A 13905-nucleotide genomic window follows, 5' to 3' on the forward strand; every position below is an offset into this window, starting at 1 on the left:
CTAAATCAAATGTAATTCAATATAACAAAGTTAATAAATATTAAATTAATAACCTTAAAAAAACCATACACATTTGGGCAATGCATTTATGCATCCCGGTTTATCAGAAGTTCTTTCTGATATGGCAGGTGTAACGGTTGGTGATAAAAGATGGCAACTCCGCATCATTCCCGTAGGGGATCAATGGCGTACTATCCCAGGGTACGCGCTAAAAAAATTGGGGCTGATATTCGCTCTTGGCCTGAAATTGAGGGTAAGGCGAAAATTCAGGCATTCGCTGGCTATAAAGTTGGAATGACACATATACAGATGACAGACTATAGAAAAAATAGCGTTACAGCAGGTAAGACAATAATGGCTCCTGTCACCGTTGTTGAGGTCCCTCCGCTTAATGTAATAGCCATTCGTTATTATGAGGAAGGAGACAATGGTCTGCAGGTATTTGCAGAGGAACGTGCAGAAAATATAGATAAATCTGTATTTAGGAGAATACCAGAAATTAAAAATAAAAAGGAATTAAAGGTTGAGATTAAGGACGTTGCAGATGTAAGATTAATAGTCCATACAAATCCAAAAATGGTTCCAAGCATACCCTCAAAAACCCCAGAAATATTTGAGATAAGGATAGGTGGTTCAACAATAGAAGATAGAATAAAGCTTGCAAAGGAAAAACTTGGAAAGGAATTAATATTCAGTGATTTTGCATCTGCCGGCTCGTTTATTGATGTTATATCTGTAACAAAAGGAAAAGGATTCCAGGGCGTTGTAAAGAGATTTGGAGTCAAACTTCTTCCAAGGAAAAACAGAAAGCATAGAAGGATGATTGGTACACTTGGTCCATGGCATCCAGACTGGGTCAGGAATACTGTTCCCCAGGCAGGCCAGGTTGGATTTCATCAGAGAACACTTCATAATATAAGGGTTGTTAAAGTTGATACAAAAGATCATGTTGATGATATAAACGTTAAAGGAGGTTTTCTTAATTATGGCCTGGTTAAAAATGATTATGTCCTGCTTTATGGTTCAATATCCGGACCAGCCAAAAGGTTAATTAAACTAAGAGACCCGGCAAGACAGACAAGGCCAAATGTTGAAAATATAGATATAACCTATATATCAAAGGAATCAAAACAGGGTGATTAAACTTGAAGGTTAATGTATATAATATTGATGGTGAGGTCGAAAAACAGATAGATTTGCCTACTGTATTCGAAATTATGCCCCGGGAAGACCTTATACATAAAGCATTTAAAGCCATTACCTTATCATTACGGCAGCCATATGGGTCTAGCCCGGCTGCGGGAACACGCAGAGTTGGCCATAATCTGGGCCCAAACCATGGAATATCAAGAATACCAAGAATCGCTGGCGGTTCACGTGGAGTACTTCTGGCAAGCATGGTTGGTGGTAGGAGTGCCCACTCACCCAGAAGTGATAAGGTCTTATATAAGAAAATTAATAGCAAAGAATTAAAATATGCAAGATTAAGTGCAATAGCATTAACTGCCAGTAAGGAACATATAATAAAGAGAGGGCACAGGCTTGATGAGGATACAACATCAAATCTAACATTTCCAATAGTGGTTGATAATGACATTGAATCAATAAATAAGGCCAAGGATGCTATGAAATTCCTACAAAATCTTGGTCTTCTGGATGATGTTATTAGGGCAAAAAACGGTGTTAAGATAAGGCCAGGAAGGGGAAAAATGAGGAACAGGCCATATAAACATCCAAAAAGTGTTCTTATTGTTGGGTCATCACAGGAAAAACTTAGGGCATTTGCAGGCTTGCCGGGCGTTGATGTTGCCACAATAAACAGCCTTAGCATAAGGAAACTTGCCCCAGGAGGCAACCCCGGCAGGCTTACAGTTTATACCGAAAATGTAATTGAGCAGTTAAGAGGTGTTTATTAATGGATTATATAATTACTCCTATAATTACAGAAAAAACTACGTTGATGATGGAAAAGGAAAATAAACTTACATTTCTTGTTGACCGTAGAGGTAAAAAGGATCAGATTAAAAAAGAGGTAGAGGAAAGATTCAATGTTAAGGTTAAATCTATAAATATTATGATAACAAAGAAGGGCAAAAAAGCCATAGTTAAATTAACCGATGACTTTTCTGCTGAAGAAATAGGGGGGAGAATAGGAATATTCTGAGGTGAAAATAAATGGGAAAACATATAATTGCACAGAGAAGGGGGCACGGGTCACTTACTTACCGTAGCCCTAGCTTCAGGCACGTTTCCGAAATTAAACATTTAGGCGATGGTAATTATAAAATTGAGGATATAATACAGGCACCGGGCAGAAATGCACCTGTACTTGTATTAAAAAATGAAAATAATGAAAAAAAATATATGCTTGCATTCAACGGAGCATATGTGGGTCAGGAAATTACGGTTGGTAATGCTGAATCAACATCCGTTGGTTCCACAAATTTTCTTTCAAAAATAGATGACGGTGCCCTTGTATTTAATATAGAGAGCAGGCCAGGGGATGGGGGGAAATTCTGTAGAACTGCCGGATCCTATGGACTTGTTATAAGCCATGGTGAAAGTGTTTCGGTAAAGCTTCCATCTGGCAGAATTAAAGAGTTTAATCCGGGATGCCGTGCCACAGTTGGTGTTGTTGCCGGTTCTGGGGCACGTGATATACCTATATTAAAGGCCGGAACCCACATTAAATATCTGCAGAGCAAGGCAAAGAAGCCATATACAGTTAGAGGTGTTGCAATGAATGCTGTAAATCATCCACATGGTGGAGGTAATCATCAGCATGTCGGCGGCCCAAGCACTGTAGGTCGTGGTGCACCACCAGGAGCAAAGGTTGGAAGATTATCACCTAAAAGGAGGAATAAATCATGGTAGTTAGAAAACAGGCATCTGTAAAATCAATTAAGAGAAGATCACGAAAGGCGCAGAAGGCCATAACAGGGAGGGCAAAGGAATTCCTTTACCGTGGCCATACACTTGAGGAGCTTCAGGGTATGGAACTGGATGAGCTTTTACCGCTACTTCCTGCTAGGGCAAGAAGATCATACAGCAGAGAAATGAATCACGAACAAAAGAAGTTATTTGAAGATCTGCTCAGTGATAAGCAGGATATAAAAACACATGTAAGGGATATAATCATACTGCCACAGTTCGTGGGAAAAACCATAGAACTATATAATGGTCATAGCTATTTGAAGTTTGATATTAAGGGAGAAATGATCGGCCATTACCTTGGAGAGTTTGCCCCTACAAGGAAGGAGGTAAAGCATTCTGGTCCAGGTGTTGGTGCCACAAGGTCATCGAAGTTCCTTCCACTGAAGTGATATTATGAGAGGATACAGCATAAAAAATTTACCGGAAAAATATGCGCTTGCAAGACTTAAGGAAGAAGACATCTCACTTAAGGATGCAGTTAACATAGCACATTTCTTAAAGGGCAAAAAACTAGAATCCGCAAAAAATATACTTGATGGTGTTATAGAAAAAAAGGTACCTGTACCCTATTTTAGGTATCTTGACTCCGTATCACATAGAAAGGGCATCGGACCCGGCAGATATCCGGTTAAGGCTGCCAAGGCCTTCAAAAGGCTGCTTAACGATGTGTCAGCAAATGCTGAATTTAAGGGTCTTTCAGAAAATCTTTTAATATATTCCATAGCTGCATCAAAGGGCAGGGTAATAAAAAAATACACCCCAAAGGCCTATGGAAGGGCAGGCGCATTTTACAAGGAGCTTATTAACGTTGATGTTGTTGTAACTGAGGAGGGTCAGCAATGAAAGAGAAAAAATTTGTCAGTGACAATATAAGAAAGCTACTTGTTAGTGAATACCTAAGAAGGGAAAATGATAGCGCCGGCTTTGGTGGCATGGAAATGAAGAGAACACCATTTGGTACAAACATAACGCTGTATGTAAACAGGCCTGGGCTTGTTATAGGCCGGCATGGAACCAAGATAAAGGACATGACGGAGGAGCTGGAGAAAAAATATAAACTTGAGTCCCCACAGATAGAGGTAAAGGAGGTGGATAATCCAGATTTAAATCCACAGATTATATCAAAGAAGATAGCCCTATCTCTTGAGAAAGGCTGGAATTATAGAAAGGCAGGGAATACAACATTAAGGCGCGTTATAGATCAGCATGCACGTGGCGTATTAATAAGGATCGGCGGTAAAATATCAGGCGAAAGGGCAAGAACGCAGAAGTTTATGTATGGAGAAATTAAATACTCCGGGGAGCCTGCAAGGGCAGGAGTTGATGGCGGCTTCTCAGTTGCAATGCTTAAAACTGGTGTCATAGGCGTATATGTAAAACTGTTAAAATCTGATTACAGGCTTCCTGATGAGATTGGCATTAAACAAAACCCTGTACAGCCTGTAAATGAATCGCCTGAAAATAATGAGGTGGAGGATAATGGAACTGAAGAGTAAGGATTTAAGATCCATGAGCAATGAGGAGTTAAATCAAAAACTCAAATCCCTTAAGGATTCATTGCTAAGGGAAAGGGCATCTGTTGCAATGGGTGGTGCCCCATCAAGCCCTGGCAAGATGAGATCCATAAGGAGGCAGATAGCCAGAGTGTTAACAATAATGGAGGAAAAAGAAGAATGAAAGATAAAGATTTTACCGGGATGCCGAAGGAGCTGCAGCCATGGGAGGGCTTTAACAGGAATAATGAGGTAGTTAGAATAAGTGTAGATAAAAGACGGTACGGAAAAACAGTTACTGTTATTGAGGGAATAGACCCAAAATCCGAAAACCTCAACGATATTGCCAAGGTATTAAAGAAGAAGGCTGCCTCCGGAGGAACAGTTAAGGACGGTAAATCTATAGAACTTCAGGGAGACCATAGGGAAACCATTAAAAAAGAACTAGAAAATATGGGATTTAAGGTTCAATTAGTATGATAAATAATGATATATATCTTCAGGAATTCATCGGAAACTATATAGAAGTCATATCCTCATCAAATAACAACAACATTGGCCTGCATGGATATGTGGTTGATGAAACAAAGAATACATTGATTATAGATCATTCAGGCAAACAAAAGGTCGTACCTAAGGCATATTCAAAATTTCGAATATGGATATCAGGAAATCCGTATGATCTGGAAGGTTCATTAATAATAATGAAGCCTGAAGATAGGACAAAAGAAAAAAAGAAGATATTTAAAAAATTAAGGAGAAATGATTAAGATGAAAAACATAGGCATTGATGTTAAACTGCCGGAGAAGGAATGCACTGACGTTAACTGTCCATTTCACGGGCATTTGACAGTAAGAGGGCAGATAATAGTAGGTACTGTTGTATCCAATAAAATGAATAAGAGCATAGTTGTCAGAAAGGAATCCAAGGAGCTTATAAAAAAGTATGAGAGGTATGCAACGAAATTCTCCAAATATCATGCACATCTGCCGGATTGCATCGATGTAAAGCCCGGTGATAAAGTAAAAATTGCTGAATGCAGAAAGCTTGCAAAAACCATTAGTTTCGTTGTAATAGAAAAGGTGGATTAAATGAAGGGTATATCTGGGAATGAAGCAAGAGGTTTACCACTGGGTGCTGTTATCCCATGTGCGGACAATACCGGTGCAAAATTGGTTAGCCTTATAGGTGTAAAGGCACTTCATACAGTCGCAAGAAGAATACCTGCAGCCGGTGTTGGAGATTTATTAATAGCTAGTGTTAAGAAGGGCACACCAGAAATGCGAGCCAAGGTTGTATATGCAGTTGTGGTAAGGCAGAAACGCCCATACCGCCGTGCAGATGGTAACCTTATACAGTTTGAGGATAATGCTGTTGTTCTTGTTACCCCTGATGGCGAGGTTAGGGGCTCTGAGATAAAGGGACCTGTAGCAAGGGAGGCTGCTGAAAGGTGGCCCAGGATTGCTGCTATAGCTTCAACAATAGTGTGAGGTAAAATTATGATAAACAATAAAATAAATGTATCATTAAGTAAAGATTTAAGGAAAAAATATGGGATAAGGCGTTTCCCAATTTCTAAGGGTGATGTTGTAACCATAATATCAGGGTCAAGAAAAGGCGAGGGTGGCAAGGTAATTGATGTTAACCATAAAAATAAGAAGATATCAATTGAGGGCATAACAATAGCGAAGGCAGACGGTAAGCAGGTTGCATACTATGTGGATCATAGCAATCTGCAGATAACAAGGCTTGATCTATCAAGGACAGACAGACAGGCCAAACTTAGAGAGATAACTGCCGCCAGGAATCTGCCACCTCCAGAACCGGAAGAAATTAAACAGGAGGAAACCACAGAGACTGTAACAGAAGGCGGAGAGTCAGAAAAAACGGCAGAAGATGAAGGTAGTGAAGAGGAAATTAATGATGAAAATAATAAAGATGTAATAAAAGAAAATGGTGATAATAATGAAAACTAAAATAATGATGGCCTCAAATAGATTAAAAATACCCAGAAAAACCCATTTCTGGTCTGTTACACCATCTCCGGGTACCCATAAAAAGGAAGACGCACTACCATTATTAATTGCCTTAAGAGATTATCTGAAGCTTGGTGACAAGGAAAGGGAAATAACAAGAATACTTGCAAATGGAGATGTAATGGTAGACAACAAGGTTGTAAAGGATAGGAGATTTCCGGTTGGATTCATGGATACAATATCCATTAAGACCATAAATCAGGATTTTCTCGTACTTTATGATAAGAAGGGTAAAATAATAATTACAAAAAACCCCGAGGAAAATAAGGGAATGAAACTATTGCAGGTAAAAACAAAAACAGTAATTGGCAAGGATAAATATCAGATAGGGTTCCATAATGGCTTTTCAATAATAACGGATAAAAATGACCTAAATACATATGATGTTGTACTTGTAAAAATGCCAAAGGTTGAGATACAGGAGGTTATGAGATTAATACCTGGCAATAAAGCGTTTATTATCGGTGGATCACACGTTGGCGAAATAGGCACAATAAAATCTGTTGAGGTTAATAAATCCTCCGGAAGCAATTTTGTGCATTTCAATGAGGGATTTACAACCGTTAAAAACTATGTGTTTGTTATTGGCAATCCAAAATACACATTTAAAATACCAGAAAACGAGGTGATGGCATATGATGAGTGAACAGAAAACAAACCCCATGAGTGCAATTGTTATAGACAAGGTCGTTATAAATATCGGTGTTGGGGCTGCTGGAGAGCGCCTAAATAAGGCTGCAAAGGTTATAGAACTGTTAACACACCACAAACCAGTGTTTACCAAGGCAGAAAAAACAATAAGGGATTTCAATATAAGAAAGGGACTTAGTATTGGTGCCAAGGTAACATTAAGAAAAGATGATGCATACAAGTTTTTAAAGGAAGCATTTTATGCCAAGGATTATAAAATACCCGTATATTCATTTGATAGGCAGGGTAATGCATATTTTGGAATAACAGATTATACAGATTTTAAGGGAATGAAATATGATCCCGATATAGGTATATTTGGCATGGATATAGCAATAGTTTTTAGAAGGCTCGGAGGATACAGAATATCAAAAAGAAGAATAAATCCAAAGCACATACCCAATAAAATAAGAATAACCAAGGAAGAGTCCATGAAATTTTTAGAGGATAATTTTAATGTAAAAATAGTGAGGTGAACATAAATGAGTCAAATAAAGCTTCAACCAAAGAAAAATTTCGGGCATGTAAACGGCTGTGTGAGGTGTGGCAGAAAACGCGGTATTGTAAGAAGATATGGAATCAATATGTGCAGGCAGTGCTTTAGGGAAACTGCAGGGAAAATTGGATTTAGAAAATACAGCTGAGGTGATATTAATATGAAAAGTGATCCATTAAATGATGTAATAAATTCAATAAAAATGGCTTCAAGAATAGGAAAGAATGAAATATATCTATCACCAGCATCGGTAGTCATAGGACGTGTGCTAAAGGTTATGCAGGATTATAACTATATAAAAAGCTTTGAGGTGGTGGATGAAGAAAGAGGAGGAAAATTTAAGGTGGTTTTAAGCGACACAATAAATAACTGTGGTGTAATAAAGCCCAGATTATCTGTAAAAAAATCCAATATAGAAAAATACGAGGCAAGATACCTCCCAGCCCAGGACTTTGGTATTATAATACTTACAACCACGAAGGGCATTATGAGCCATCTTGAGGCCAGAAAATATGGTATTGGTGGGAAACTAATGGCCTATGTTTATTAAAATAAATGGTGTTTAAAATGATAAAGTGGGAAGAAAAATCAAGAATAAAAATTCCTGGAGACGTTCAGGTTTCAATGGATGGAACCATCCTTAAGGTTAAGGGTAAGCTTGGGGAAACATCCAGAAACTTTAGGGATAAATATGTAAGGGTATCAATATCAGAAAATAATGTAATTATTGAGGCAAGCAAGGAAAACAAGTTCATAAAGGGCATAGTTGGAACATGGGTGTCTGAAACCAATGCAATGTTTGAGGGTGTCACAAAAGGCTATAAATATGAAATGAAAATAGATTTCACACACTTCCCAATGAGGGTCTCAGTACGTGGTGATAGCCTGTATGTTGAGAATTTCCTTGGTGGAAAGTCCCCAAGAATAGCAAAAATTCTTAAAAACTGCAAAGTTTCAGTCAAGGGTGACAGGGTAATAATTGAGGGCATAGACAAACGCGACATTGGTGATACTGCAGCCAACATAGAAAAGGCAACATACATTAAGCACTTTGATTCAAGAGTATTTCAGGACGGCATTTATTTATTAAAGGGGGTGAATCCTGATGAGTTATAAACCCGCACTATCTAAGGAACAAAAGAGATTATTGAAGAAGAAGAATGAGGATAACAGAAGGCGTGTTGAATTCCACAGGCAGGAATGGTTCAGATATAAGAAGCTTGGTGATTCATGGAGAAGGCCAAGAGGCAAGCATTCAAAGATGGCAAACCATGTTGGTTACCGTCCTCCTGTAGTAAAACCAGGATACAGAACGCCAAAAATAGTGCGTGGTCTGCACCCCTCAGGATTTAAGGAAGTTCTTGTCCATAACGTTGCTGAACTTAAAAAACTTAATCCGGATCTTGAAGGTGCAAGGGTGGCATCAGCCGTTGGATATAAGAAAAGGATTGAAATAGAAAGCGAGGCTGAAAACCTTGGAATTCATGTGTTCAATAAGGTGGTAAGATGAAAATGGAAAGCGTTAAGGCTATAGCTGCTGAGGAACTCAAGGTTGGAAAATCAAGGGTATGGGTGGATACAAATAACCTTGATAAGGTGCTTGATACAACATCAAGGGATGATGTTAGAAAGCTTATAGACCTTCATATAATACAGAAAAAAAATAAAAAAGGCAATTCAAATTACAGGTTAAAGAAGAGGATTTCCCAGCTTCAAAAGGGAAGGAGAAGAGGACCAGGTTCCGTTAGAGGAACAAAATATGCTAGATATCCACGTAAAAGAAGATGGATCACATTAATAAGGGCTCTTAGATCAGAATTAAGAACCTTAAAGGCTGAAAACAAAATAGATCAAAAAGTATACCGCAGATATTATAGAATAATCAAAAGCGGAACTTTTACCTCAAGGGCCCAGCTGGTTTCACATCTAAAATCTTCATCAAATATGGCAGGTGATAAAAATGAAAACAATACCAGTTCTTAAGAGAAGAAAGGAAGGAATTACAGATTATTATAAAAGATACAAACTTCTGAAGGCCGGGGCAACCAGGGCTGTTGTAAGGCCGAGCAATAAGGGCTTTACAATACAGTTTACAGATTATTCCCCAGACGGGGACAGAATTTTACTTACAGTTACAGATAAAACACTAAAAAAGATATACAATCTTAAGGGAAATAACATTCAGATGTATTACCTTGGCGGTTATCTAGCAGGTAAAATGGCAAAGCAGAAGGATATAAGCGAGGCCGTTCTGGATACCGGCAGGTATAAGTTCATGCATGGTGGGCGTTTTGCCGCAGCATTGAAGGGTATGATAGACGCCGGTATTGACATACCTGCTGATGAATCAGTGTTTCCATCTGAAGAAAGATTAAACGGTGGACATTTAAAAAATGCAATAAATCTTGAAGAATATAAAAATAAGGGTGTATAAATATGGATGAGGAATGGGTTCCAAAAACAGAACTAGGAAGACTTGTGGCAAACGGCCAGATCAATACAATAGGTGAGGCACTTCATACTAAATTACCATTGAAGGAATACCAGATAGTTGACTATCTTGTTCCTGATCTTAAGGATGAAATTATAAATATTGAAAGGGCTCAGAGAATGACCGATTCCGGTAGGAGAATGAATTATTCCATAACAGCTGTTGTCGGCAATGGCAATGGTTATGTTGGTATTGGCATGGGAAAGGCAAAGGAGGCTGCACCTGCCATAAGGAAGGCAATAAACAATGCAAAAACCAATATAATAGAAATAAAAAGGGGATGTGGCTCATGGGAATGTGGTTGCGGAAGGCCACACTCATTACCATTTTACATTGTTGGAAAATCCGGATCGGTTACAGTAAAATTGAAGCCTGCGCCACAGGGAGTTGGTCTTGCTGTAGGTGATGTGGCAAAGGTTATACTTAAAATGGCAGGAATAGAAGATGCATGGGGATTTGCATCAGGCCATACAAAAACAACAGTCAATTATGCGCTTGCCACTTTTGATGCGTTAAAGAAAACGGTATCTATGAAAATAAATCCAAAGATTACGCTTTCAACGCCAATTTATGTAGGGGGTATAGGAAATGATAGCAATAATAAGGATTAGAGGAAGCACAGGAATAAAACCAGGTATAGAAAAAACATTAGAACTTTTGAACCTTCACAGCATTAATCATATGGTAGTTTATGATGAGACGCCAAGCATTAAGGGCATGCTTCAAATAGCCAAAGATTATCTAACATGGGGAGAGGTTGATGCAGATACACTTGAATTATTACTTGAAAACCGTATATTACTGAGAGGCAGGAAAAAAATAGACGATGAGCATCTTAAGGCCATGGGATTCTCATCATATAGGGATCTTGCTGATGCAATTATATCAGGAAAAGTTAAATTAAATAAATCTAATGATATAATTCCTGTAATAAGGCTTAATCCTCCCAAAGGTGGATATGAGGCAATACAGAAGCAGTATAAACAGGGCGGATCTGCAGGTTATCGCGGGAAAAATATTAATGAATTAATTAAAAGAATGATTGTATCTGGGGTTGATTTAAATGGTCAGAACGAGAACTAAAAAGCTAAGAGGTGGCCATTACGGCCGAGGAATGAAAGCCGGTAGAGGCAAGGGTAAGAAAGGAGGAAATGGAATGGCCGGCCTTGGTGGCCATAGAAAGATCTGGCTCCTTAAGAACGATAGAAATCATTATGGTGTTCATGGTTTTCACTCACATGCACAAAAATATGAAAATTCAATTACATTAAATCAGCTGATGAATATCTATGATGATCTTAAGGCAGATGGGTATGTCAATGATGATGTAATAGATTTAAAATCAGCAGGATATACAAAGCTCCTTGGTACCGGTAATTTTAACATTAAGTCGAAAATAATTATAGACAATGCAACCGAAAAGGCTATTAATAAGCTTTCCAATTACGGTATTACGATAGAAAATGACAGAGATTCACAGGAATAAAGGGGCTGCCATTCCAGTTATATTCGTATTTGCAATACTACTTGTAATTTTTTATTATTTTGATCATTACACTGGCCTTAAACTGGCAATTGCAGGAATTCTTGTTGCACCCGTTTTCTATATAGCATATCTTTTGTTAAGCTATACAGGGCCAAAGAAAAGCAGGTTATACGGTCTGGAAAACCTAACTGCAAAACTTCCTGCAATAAAAAAGCCATCCGGGCATGTGGAATTCAAGTATAAGATGTTATGGACAGTCCTGATTGTCCTGCTTTATTTTGTTTTAACAAATGTTTACATATATGGTTTAAATACAAAGGATACAATAGATGTATTTGCATCTTTTAGGGCAATATTCGCAGGTGCTTCAGGATCATTAATGGATTTAGGTATTGGCCCCATAGTTACTGCAAGTATTGTTATGCAGTTATTTGCCGGGGCCAAGATTTTCAATTTAGACCTTACAAATGCCGAGGATAAGGCCATTTATCAGGGTGTTCAAAAGCTGCTTGTTATTATCATGATATTTGTTGAGGCAATACCCCAGGCCTTTGGTTTCCTGGTTCCGGATGCCTCTCTTGTTTCAAACCTTAATGCGGCTGCTCCTGGCTATGGAGAATTTCTTGCACAGTCAATTATAGTTTTGCAGCTTTTCTTTGGATCATACCTTGTATTTTTAATGGATGAGGTTGTTTCCAAATATGGTATAGGTTCAGGTATTTCATTATTCATCGCTGCAGGTGTATCACAACAATTATTTACAGGTACATTTAACTGGGTGCCATCCACAATTACAGCCCCATTATCGGTAAGCAACCCACCTGCAGGTGCAATACCCAAGGCAATATACCTATTTTTAAACAGTCCGGCCAGTTTAACAAATACCGGCATGGAGCAGATACTATTTGCGCAGCCAAATCCCATGATAGCATTAGTCGGCACCCTGTTAATATTCTTTATTGTTGCATATTTCCAGAGCAGCAAAATAGAATTGCCAATATCACATGAAAGGGTAAGGGGTGCAAGGGGAAGGTACCCGCTTCAATTATTATACGCATCAAATATACCGGTCATACTTGCCACAGCACTTCTGGCCAATATATCAATGTGGACATTATTATTCTGGAGCAGTCCTGTGCTAAGCAAGATACCCATACTTGGTCATAATAAACTTCTTGGTGGCTATCCATCAGCAACACAGGTAACCGCATTGGGAATATCAAACACAACCCCAACCAGCGGTCTAGCATACTACTTATACACACCAAATGGGCTATCGGACTGGCTGTTCCCTATACTCGAACCAAAAGTTTCCCAGAATGTACTGTTAGGGCACACACCAATAGAGGAGGTTATACACGTCATTGTATTTATGGCATTTCTCGTTGGTTTCAGTATTTTATTCGCTAAATTCTGGATAGAAACTACAAACATGGGTGCAGGTGCCGTTGCCAGGCAGATAAGGTCAAGCGGCATGCAGATACCTGGTTTTAGAAGGGATCCGAGGGTAATGGAAAAGGTTTTAAGCAAGTACATACCTGCAATCACAATATTTAGCGGCGCCATAGTTGGTTTGCTGGCCGGTGGTGCAGATTTAATAGGAACCGTTGGTGACACCAGTGGTACCGGCCTTTTACTTGCTGTTGGTATAGTAATTCAGTTCTACGAGGCAATGGGAAGGGAGCAGTTAATGGAAATGCATCCCATGATAAGACAGTTTTTCATTGGTGGATAAATGAGGGTAATAGTTTCTGGTATTCCGGGGGTTGGCAAGTCCACTGTTATCGATCTGGTTTCGCAGAGATCCGATTATAGTGTTAAGAACTTTGGCACAATAATGTTTGAAACTGCAAGAACAATGTATCAAATTAATAACAGGGATGAAATGAGGAAGCTGGACATAAAGGCCCAGATAGAACTTCAGAGAAATGCGGCCATTGAACTTGGAAAGATGGATAATATAATTATCGACACACATATGTCAATTAAATCACCATCAGGATATCTTCCAGGACTTCCTGAATGGGTTCTTAAGGAGCTAAATATATCATCATATTTTCTAATTGAGGCGGACCCTGATAAAATACTAACTCATAGATTGAATGACCCCACAAGGATTAGGGATAATGACACAGAAAAAGATATAAAAGAACATCAGGAAATAAACAGGTATTATGCCGTTGCCTATTCTGTTTATTCAGGTGCCACAGTTAACTTTATATATAATCCAGAAAATCATCCAGAGGAAGCAGCAGAAAATATTTTGAGGAGGTTATAA

26 protein-coding genes are annotated in these 13905 nt (G+C 38.6%); all 26 read left to right on the plus strand.

Going from position 1 to position 13905, the window contains the following annotated elements; all coding sequences use genetic code 11:
• Positions 1–150 precede the first annotated feature (150 nt).
• The 26 genes from rpl3p to AOG54_RS00200 are packed head-to-tail and all read left to right on the plus strand — an operon-like array spanning position 151 to position 13905.
• A complete protein-coding gene (gene rpl3p / locus AOG54_RS00080; RefSeq protein WP_048101771.1) occupies positions 151–1143 on the plus strand; it encodes a 50S ribosomal protein L3 in 993 nt (330 codons plus the stop codon).
• A 2-nt stretch (positions 1144–1145) separates the two neighbouring features.
• Positions 1146–1916: a 50S ribosomal protein L4 gene (gene rpl4p, locus AOG54_RS00085; RefSeq protein WP_048101770.1), complete on the plus strand. Its 771-nt coding sequence runs from the start codon at positions 1146–1148 to the stop codon at positions 1914–1916.
• Positions 1916–2164: a 50S ribosomal protein L23 gene (locus AOG54_RS00090; RefSeq protein WP_048101769.1), complete on the plus strand. Its 249-nt coding sequence runs from the start codon at positions 1916–1918 to the stop codon at positions 2162–2164. The genes rpl4p and AOG54_RS00090 overlap by 1 nt, the downstream gene beginning before the upstream one ends.
• Before the next feature lie 11 nt (positions 2165–2175).
• Positions 2176–2874, plus strand: a complete 699-nt coding sequence (locus tag AOG54_RS00095; RefSeq protein WP_048101768.1) for a 50S ribosomal protein L2 — start codon at positions 2176–2178, stop codon at positions 2872–2874.
• Positions 2868–3323, plus strand: a complete 456-nt coding sequence (locus AOG54_RS00100) for a 30S ribosomal protein S19 (protein WP_048101767.1) — start codon at positions 2868–2870, stop codon at positions 3321–3323. The genes AOG54_RS00095 and AOG54_RS00100 overlap by 7 nt, the downstream gene beginning before the upstream one ends.
• A 4-nt stretch (positions 3324–3327) precedes the next feature.
• Entirely contained in the window at positions 3328–3777 is a 450-nt protein-coding gene (locus AOG54_RS00105) for a 50S ribosomal protein L22 (protein ID WP_048101766.1), read from the plus strand.
• The gene (locus tag AOG54_RS00110) at positions 3774–4430 is read left to right on the plus strand and encodes a 30S ribosomal protein S3 (RefSeq protein WP_048101765.1); all 657 of its coding nucleotides are present in this window, start codon (positions 3774–3776) and stop codon (positions 4428–4430) included. The genes AOG54_RS00105 and AOG54_RS00110 overlap by 4 nt, the downstream gene beginning before the upstream one ends.
• Positions 4414–4611, plus strand: coding sequence for a 50S ribosomal protein L29 (gene rpmC / locus AOG54_RS00115; protein WP_048101764.1), 198 nt, complete (start codon positions 4414–4416; stop codon positions 4609–4611). The genes AOG54_RS00110 and rpmC overlap by 17 nt, the downstream gene beginning before the upstream one ends.
• Positions 4608–4907, plus strand: a complete 300-nt coding sequence (gene yciH, locus AOG54_RS00120; protein WP_048101763.1) for a translation initiation factor — start codon at positions 4608–4610, stop codon at positions 4905–4907. The genes rpmC and yciH overlap by 4 nt, the downstream gene beginning before the upstream one ends.
• Positions 4904–5197: a ribonuclease P protein component 1 gene (locus tag AOG54_RS00125; RefSeq protein WP_048101762.1), complete on the plus strand. Its 294-nt coding sequence runs from the start codon at positions 4904–4906 to the stop codon at positions 5195–5197. Before yciH ends, AOG54_RS00125 begins: the two co-directional genes overlap by 4 nt.
• Before the next feature lies 1 nt (position 5198).
• On the plus strand, positions 5199–5519 hold the full coding sequence (locus tag AOG54_RS00130; RefSeq protein WP_048101761.1) for a 30S ribosomal protein S17: 321 nt from the start codon (positions 5199–5201) through the stop codon (positions 5517–5519).
• On the plus strand, positions 5520–5918 hold the full coding sequence (gene rpl14p, locus AOG54_RS00135; protein WP_048101760.1) for a 50S ribosomal protein L14: 399 nt from the start codon (positions 5520–5522) through the stop codon (positions 5916–5918). It begins immediately after the preceding gene.
• Between the two features lie 9 nt (positions 5919–5927).
• Entirely contained in the window at positions 5928–6404 is a 477-nt protein-coding gene (rplX, locus tag AOG54_RS00140) for a 50S ribosomal protein L24 (protein ID WP_048101759.1), read from the plus strand.
• Complete coding sequence (locus AOG54_RS00145; protein ID WP_048101856.1) at positions 6394–7110, plus strand: 30S ribosomal protein S4e; 717 nt, start codon at positions 6394–6396, stop codon at positions 7108–7110. The genes rplX and AOG54_RS00145 overlap by 11 nt, the downstream gene beginning before the upstream one ends.
• Positions 7100–7630, plus strand: a complete 531-nt coding sequence (locus tag AOG54_RS00150) for a 50S ribosomal protein L5 (protein ID WP_156150319.1) — start codon at positions 7100–7102, stop codon at positions 7628–7630. Before AOG54_RS00145 ends, AOG54_RS00150 begins: the two co-directional genes overlap by 11 nt.
• A 6-nt stretch (positions 7631–7636) precedes the next feature.
• Entirely contained in the window at positions 7637–7798 is a 162-nt protein-coding gene (locus AOG54_RS09465; RefSeq protein WP_048101758.1) for a 30S ribosomal protein S14, read from the plus strand.
• Between the two features lie 12 nt (positions 7799–7810).
• Positions 7811–8200: a 30S ribosomal protein S8 gene (locus AOG54_RS00155; RefSeq protein WP_048101757.1), complete on the plus strand. Its 390-nt coding sequence runs from the start codon at positions 7811–7813 to the stop codon at positions 8198–8200.
• 17 nt (positions 8201–8217) lie between these two features.
• A complete protein-coding gene (locus AOG54_RS00160) occupies positions 8218–8766 on the plus strand; it encodes a 50S ribosomal protein L6 (protein ID WP_048101854.1) in 549 nt (182 codons plus the stop codon).
• Positions 8756–9160, plus strand: coding sequence for a 50S ribosomal protein L32e (locus AOG54_RS00165; RefSeq protein ID WP_048101756.1), 405 nt, complete (start codon positions 8756–8758; stop codon positions 9158–9160). Before AOG54_RS00160 ends, AOG54_RS00165 begins: the two co-directional genes overlap by 11 nt.
• Entirely contained in the window at positions 9157–9633 is a 477-nt protein-coding gene (locus AOG54_RS00170) for a 50S ribosomal protein L19e (protein WP_048101755.1), read from the plus strand. Before AOG54_RS00165 ends, AOG54_RS00170 begins: the two co-directional genes overlap by 4 nt.
• Positions 9611–10084 (plus strand): 50S ribosomal protein L18, encoded by a 474-nt coding sequence (locus AOG54_RS00175; RefSeq protein WP_048101754.1) that lies wholly within the window; start codon positions 9611–9613, stop codon positions 10082–10084. Before AOG54_RS00170 ends, AOG54_RS00175 begins: the two co-directional genes overlap by 23 nt.
• Before the next feature lie 2 nt (positions 10085–10086).
• Positions 10087–10752 carry a 30S ribosomal protein S5 gene (locus AOG54_RS00180; RefSeq protein WP_048101753.1) on the plus strand — a complete coding sequence of 222 codons (666 nt, stop codon included), beginning with the start codon at positions 10087–10089 and terminating at the stop codon, positions 10750–10752.
• Complete coding sequence (locus tag AOG54_RS00185; protein ID WP_048101752.1) at positions 10730–11224, plus strand: 50S ribosomal protein L30; 495 nt, start codon at positions 10730–10732, stop codon at positions 11222–11224. Before AOG54_RS00180 ends, AOG54_RS00185 begins: the two co-directional genes overlap by 23 nt.
• On the plus strand, positions 11205–11627 hold the full coding sequence (locus AOG54_RS00190) for an uL15m family ribosomal protein (RefSeq protein ID WP_048101751.1): 423 nt from the start codon (positions 11205–11207) through the stop codon (positions 11625–11627). Before AOG54_RS00185 ends, AOG54_RS00190 begins: the two co-directional genes overlap by 20 nt.
• Entirely contained in the window at positions 11605–13362 is a 1758-nt protein-coding gene (gene secY / locus AOG54_RS00195) for a preprotein translocase subunit SecY (protein ID WP_048101750.1), read from the plus strand. The genes AOG54_RS00190 and secY overlap by 23 nt, the downstream gene beginning before the upstream one ends.
• Positions 13363–13905 (plus strand): adenylate kinase, encoded by a 543-nt coding sequence (locus tag AOG54_RS00200; protein WP_048101749.1) that lies wholly within the window; start codon positions 13363–13365, stop codon positions 13903–13905. It begins immediately after the preceding gene.

It is taken from the genome of Acidiplasma aeolicum (assembly GCF_001402945.1).
Taxonomy (GTDB): domain Archaea; phylum Thermoplasmatota; class Thermoplasmata; order Thermoplasmatales; family Thermoplasmataceae; genus Acidiplasma; species Acidiplasma aeolicum.

Excerpts from the sequence above, each read along its gene's own strand:
- yciH (WP_048101763.1), top strand. The coding sequence starts at position 4,608 with ATGAAAGATAAAGATTTTACCGGGATGCCGAAGGAGCTGCAGCCATGG.
- rpl14p (WP_048101760.1), top strand. The coding sequence starts at position 5,520 with ATGAAGGGTATATCTGGGAATGAAGCAAGAGGTTTACCACTGGGTGCT.
- AOG54_RS00125 (WP_048101762.1), top strand. The coding sequence starts at position 4,904 with ATGATAAATAATGATATATATCTTCAGGAATTCATCGGAAACTATATA.
- AOG54_RS00145 (WP_048101856.1), top strand. The coding sequence starts at position 6,394 with ATGAAAACTAAAATAATGATGGCCTCAAATAGATTAAAAATACCCAGA.
- AOG54_RS00130 (WP_048101761.1), top strand. The coding sequence starts at position 5,199 with ATGAAAAACATAGGCATTGATGTTAAACTGCCGGAGAAGGAATGCACT.
- AOG54_RS09465 (WP_048101758.1), top strand. The coding sequence starts at position 7,637 with ATGAGTCAAATAAAGCTTCAACCAAAGAAAAATTTCGGGCATGTAAAC.
- rpl3p (WP_048101771.1), top strand. The coding sequence starts at position 151 with ATGGCAACTCCGCATCATTCCCGTAGGGGATCAATGGCGTACTATCCC.
- AOG54_RS00190 (WP_048101751.1), top strand. The coding sequence starts at position 11,205 with ATGGTCAGAACGAGAACTAAAAAGCTAAGAGGTGGCCATTACGGCCGA.
- AOG54_RS00100 (WP_048101767.1), top strand. The coding sequence starts at position 2,868 with ATGGTAGTTAGAAAACAGGCATCTGTAAAATCAATTAAGAGAAGATCA.
- AOG54_RS00150 (WP_156150319.1), top strand. The coding sequence starts at position 7,100 with ATGATGAGTGAACAGAAAACAAACCCCATGAGTGCAATTGTTATAGAC.
- AOG54_RS00160 (WP_048101854.1), top strand. The coding sequence starts at position 8,218 with ATGATAAAGTGGGAAGAAAAATCAAGAATAAAAATTCCTGGAGACGTT.
- AOG54_RS00185 (WP_048101752.1), top strand. The coding sequence starts at position 10,730 with ATGATAGCAATAATAAGGATTAGAGGAAGCACAGGAATAAAACCAGGT.
- AOG54_RS00180 (WP_048101753.1), top strand. The coding sequence starts at position 10,087 with ATGGATGAGGAATGGGTTCCAAAAACAGAACTAGGAAGACTTGTGGCA.
- AOG54_RS00095 (WP_048101768.1), top strand. The coding sequence starts at position 2,176 with ATGGGAAAACATATAATTGCACAGAGAAGGGGGCACGGGTCACTTACT.
- rplX (WP_048101759.1), top strand. The coding sequence starts at position 5,928 with ATGATAAACAATAAAATAAATGTATCATTAAGTAAAGATTTAAGGAAA.
- rpmC (WP_048101764.1), top strand. The coding sequence starts at position 4,414 with ATGGAACTGAAGAGTAAGGATTTAAGATCCATGAGCAATGAGGAGTTA.
- AOG54_RS00175 (WP_048101754.1), top strand. The coding sequence starts at position 9,611 with ATGAAAACAATACCAGTTCTTAAGAGAAGAAAGGAAGGAATTACAGAT.
- secY (WP_048101750.1), top strand. The coding sequence starts at position 11,605 with ATGACAGAGATTCACAGGAATAAAGGGGCTGCCATTCCAGTTATATTC.
- AOG54_RS00110 (WP_048101765.1), top strand. The coding sequence starts at position 3,774 with ATGAAAGAGAAAAAATTTGTCAGTGACAATATAAGAAAGCTACTTGTT.
- AOG54_RS00105 (WP_048101766.1), top strand. The coding sequence starts at position 3,328 with ATGAGAGGATACAGCATAAAAAATTTACCGGAAAAATATGCGCTTGCA.
- AOG54_RS00200 (WP_048101749.1), top strand. The coding sequence starts at position 13,363 with ATGAGGGTAATAGTTTCTGGTATTCCGGGGGTTGGCAAGTCCACTGTT.
- AOG54_RS00155 (WP_048101757.1), top strand. The coding sequence starts at position 7,811 with ATGAAAAGTGATCCATTAAATGATGTAATAAATTCAATAAAAATGGCT.
- AOG54_RS00165 (WP_048101756.1), top strand. The coding sequence starts at position 8,756 with ATGAGTTATAAACCCGCACTATCTAAGGAACAAAAGAGATTATTGAAG.
- AOG54_RS00170 (WP_048101755.1), top strand. The coding sequence starts at position 9,157 with ATGAAAATGGAAAGCGTTAAGGCTATAGCTGCTGAGGAACTCAAGGTT.
- AOG54_RS00090 (WP_048101769.1), top strand. The coding sequence starts at position 1,916 with ATGGATTATATAATTACTCCTATAATTACAGAAAAAACTACGTTGATG.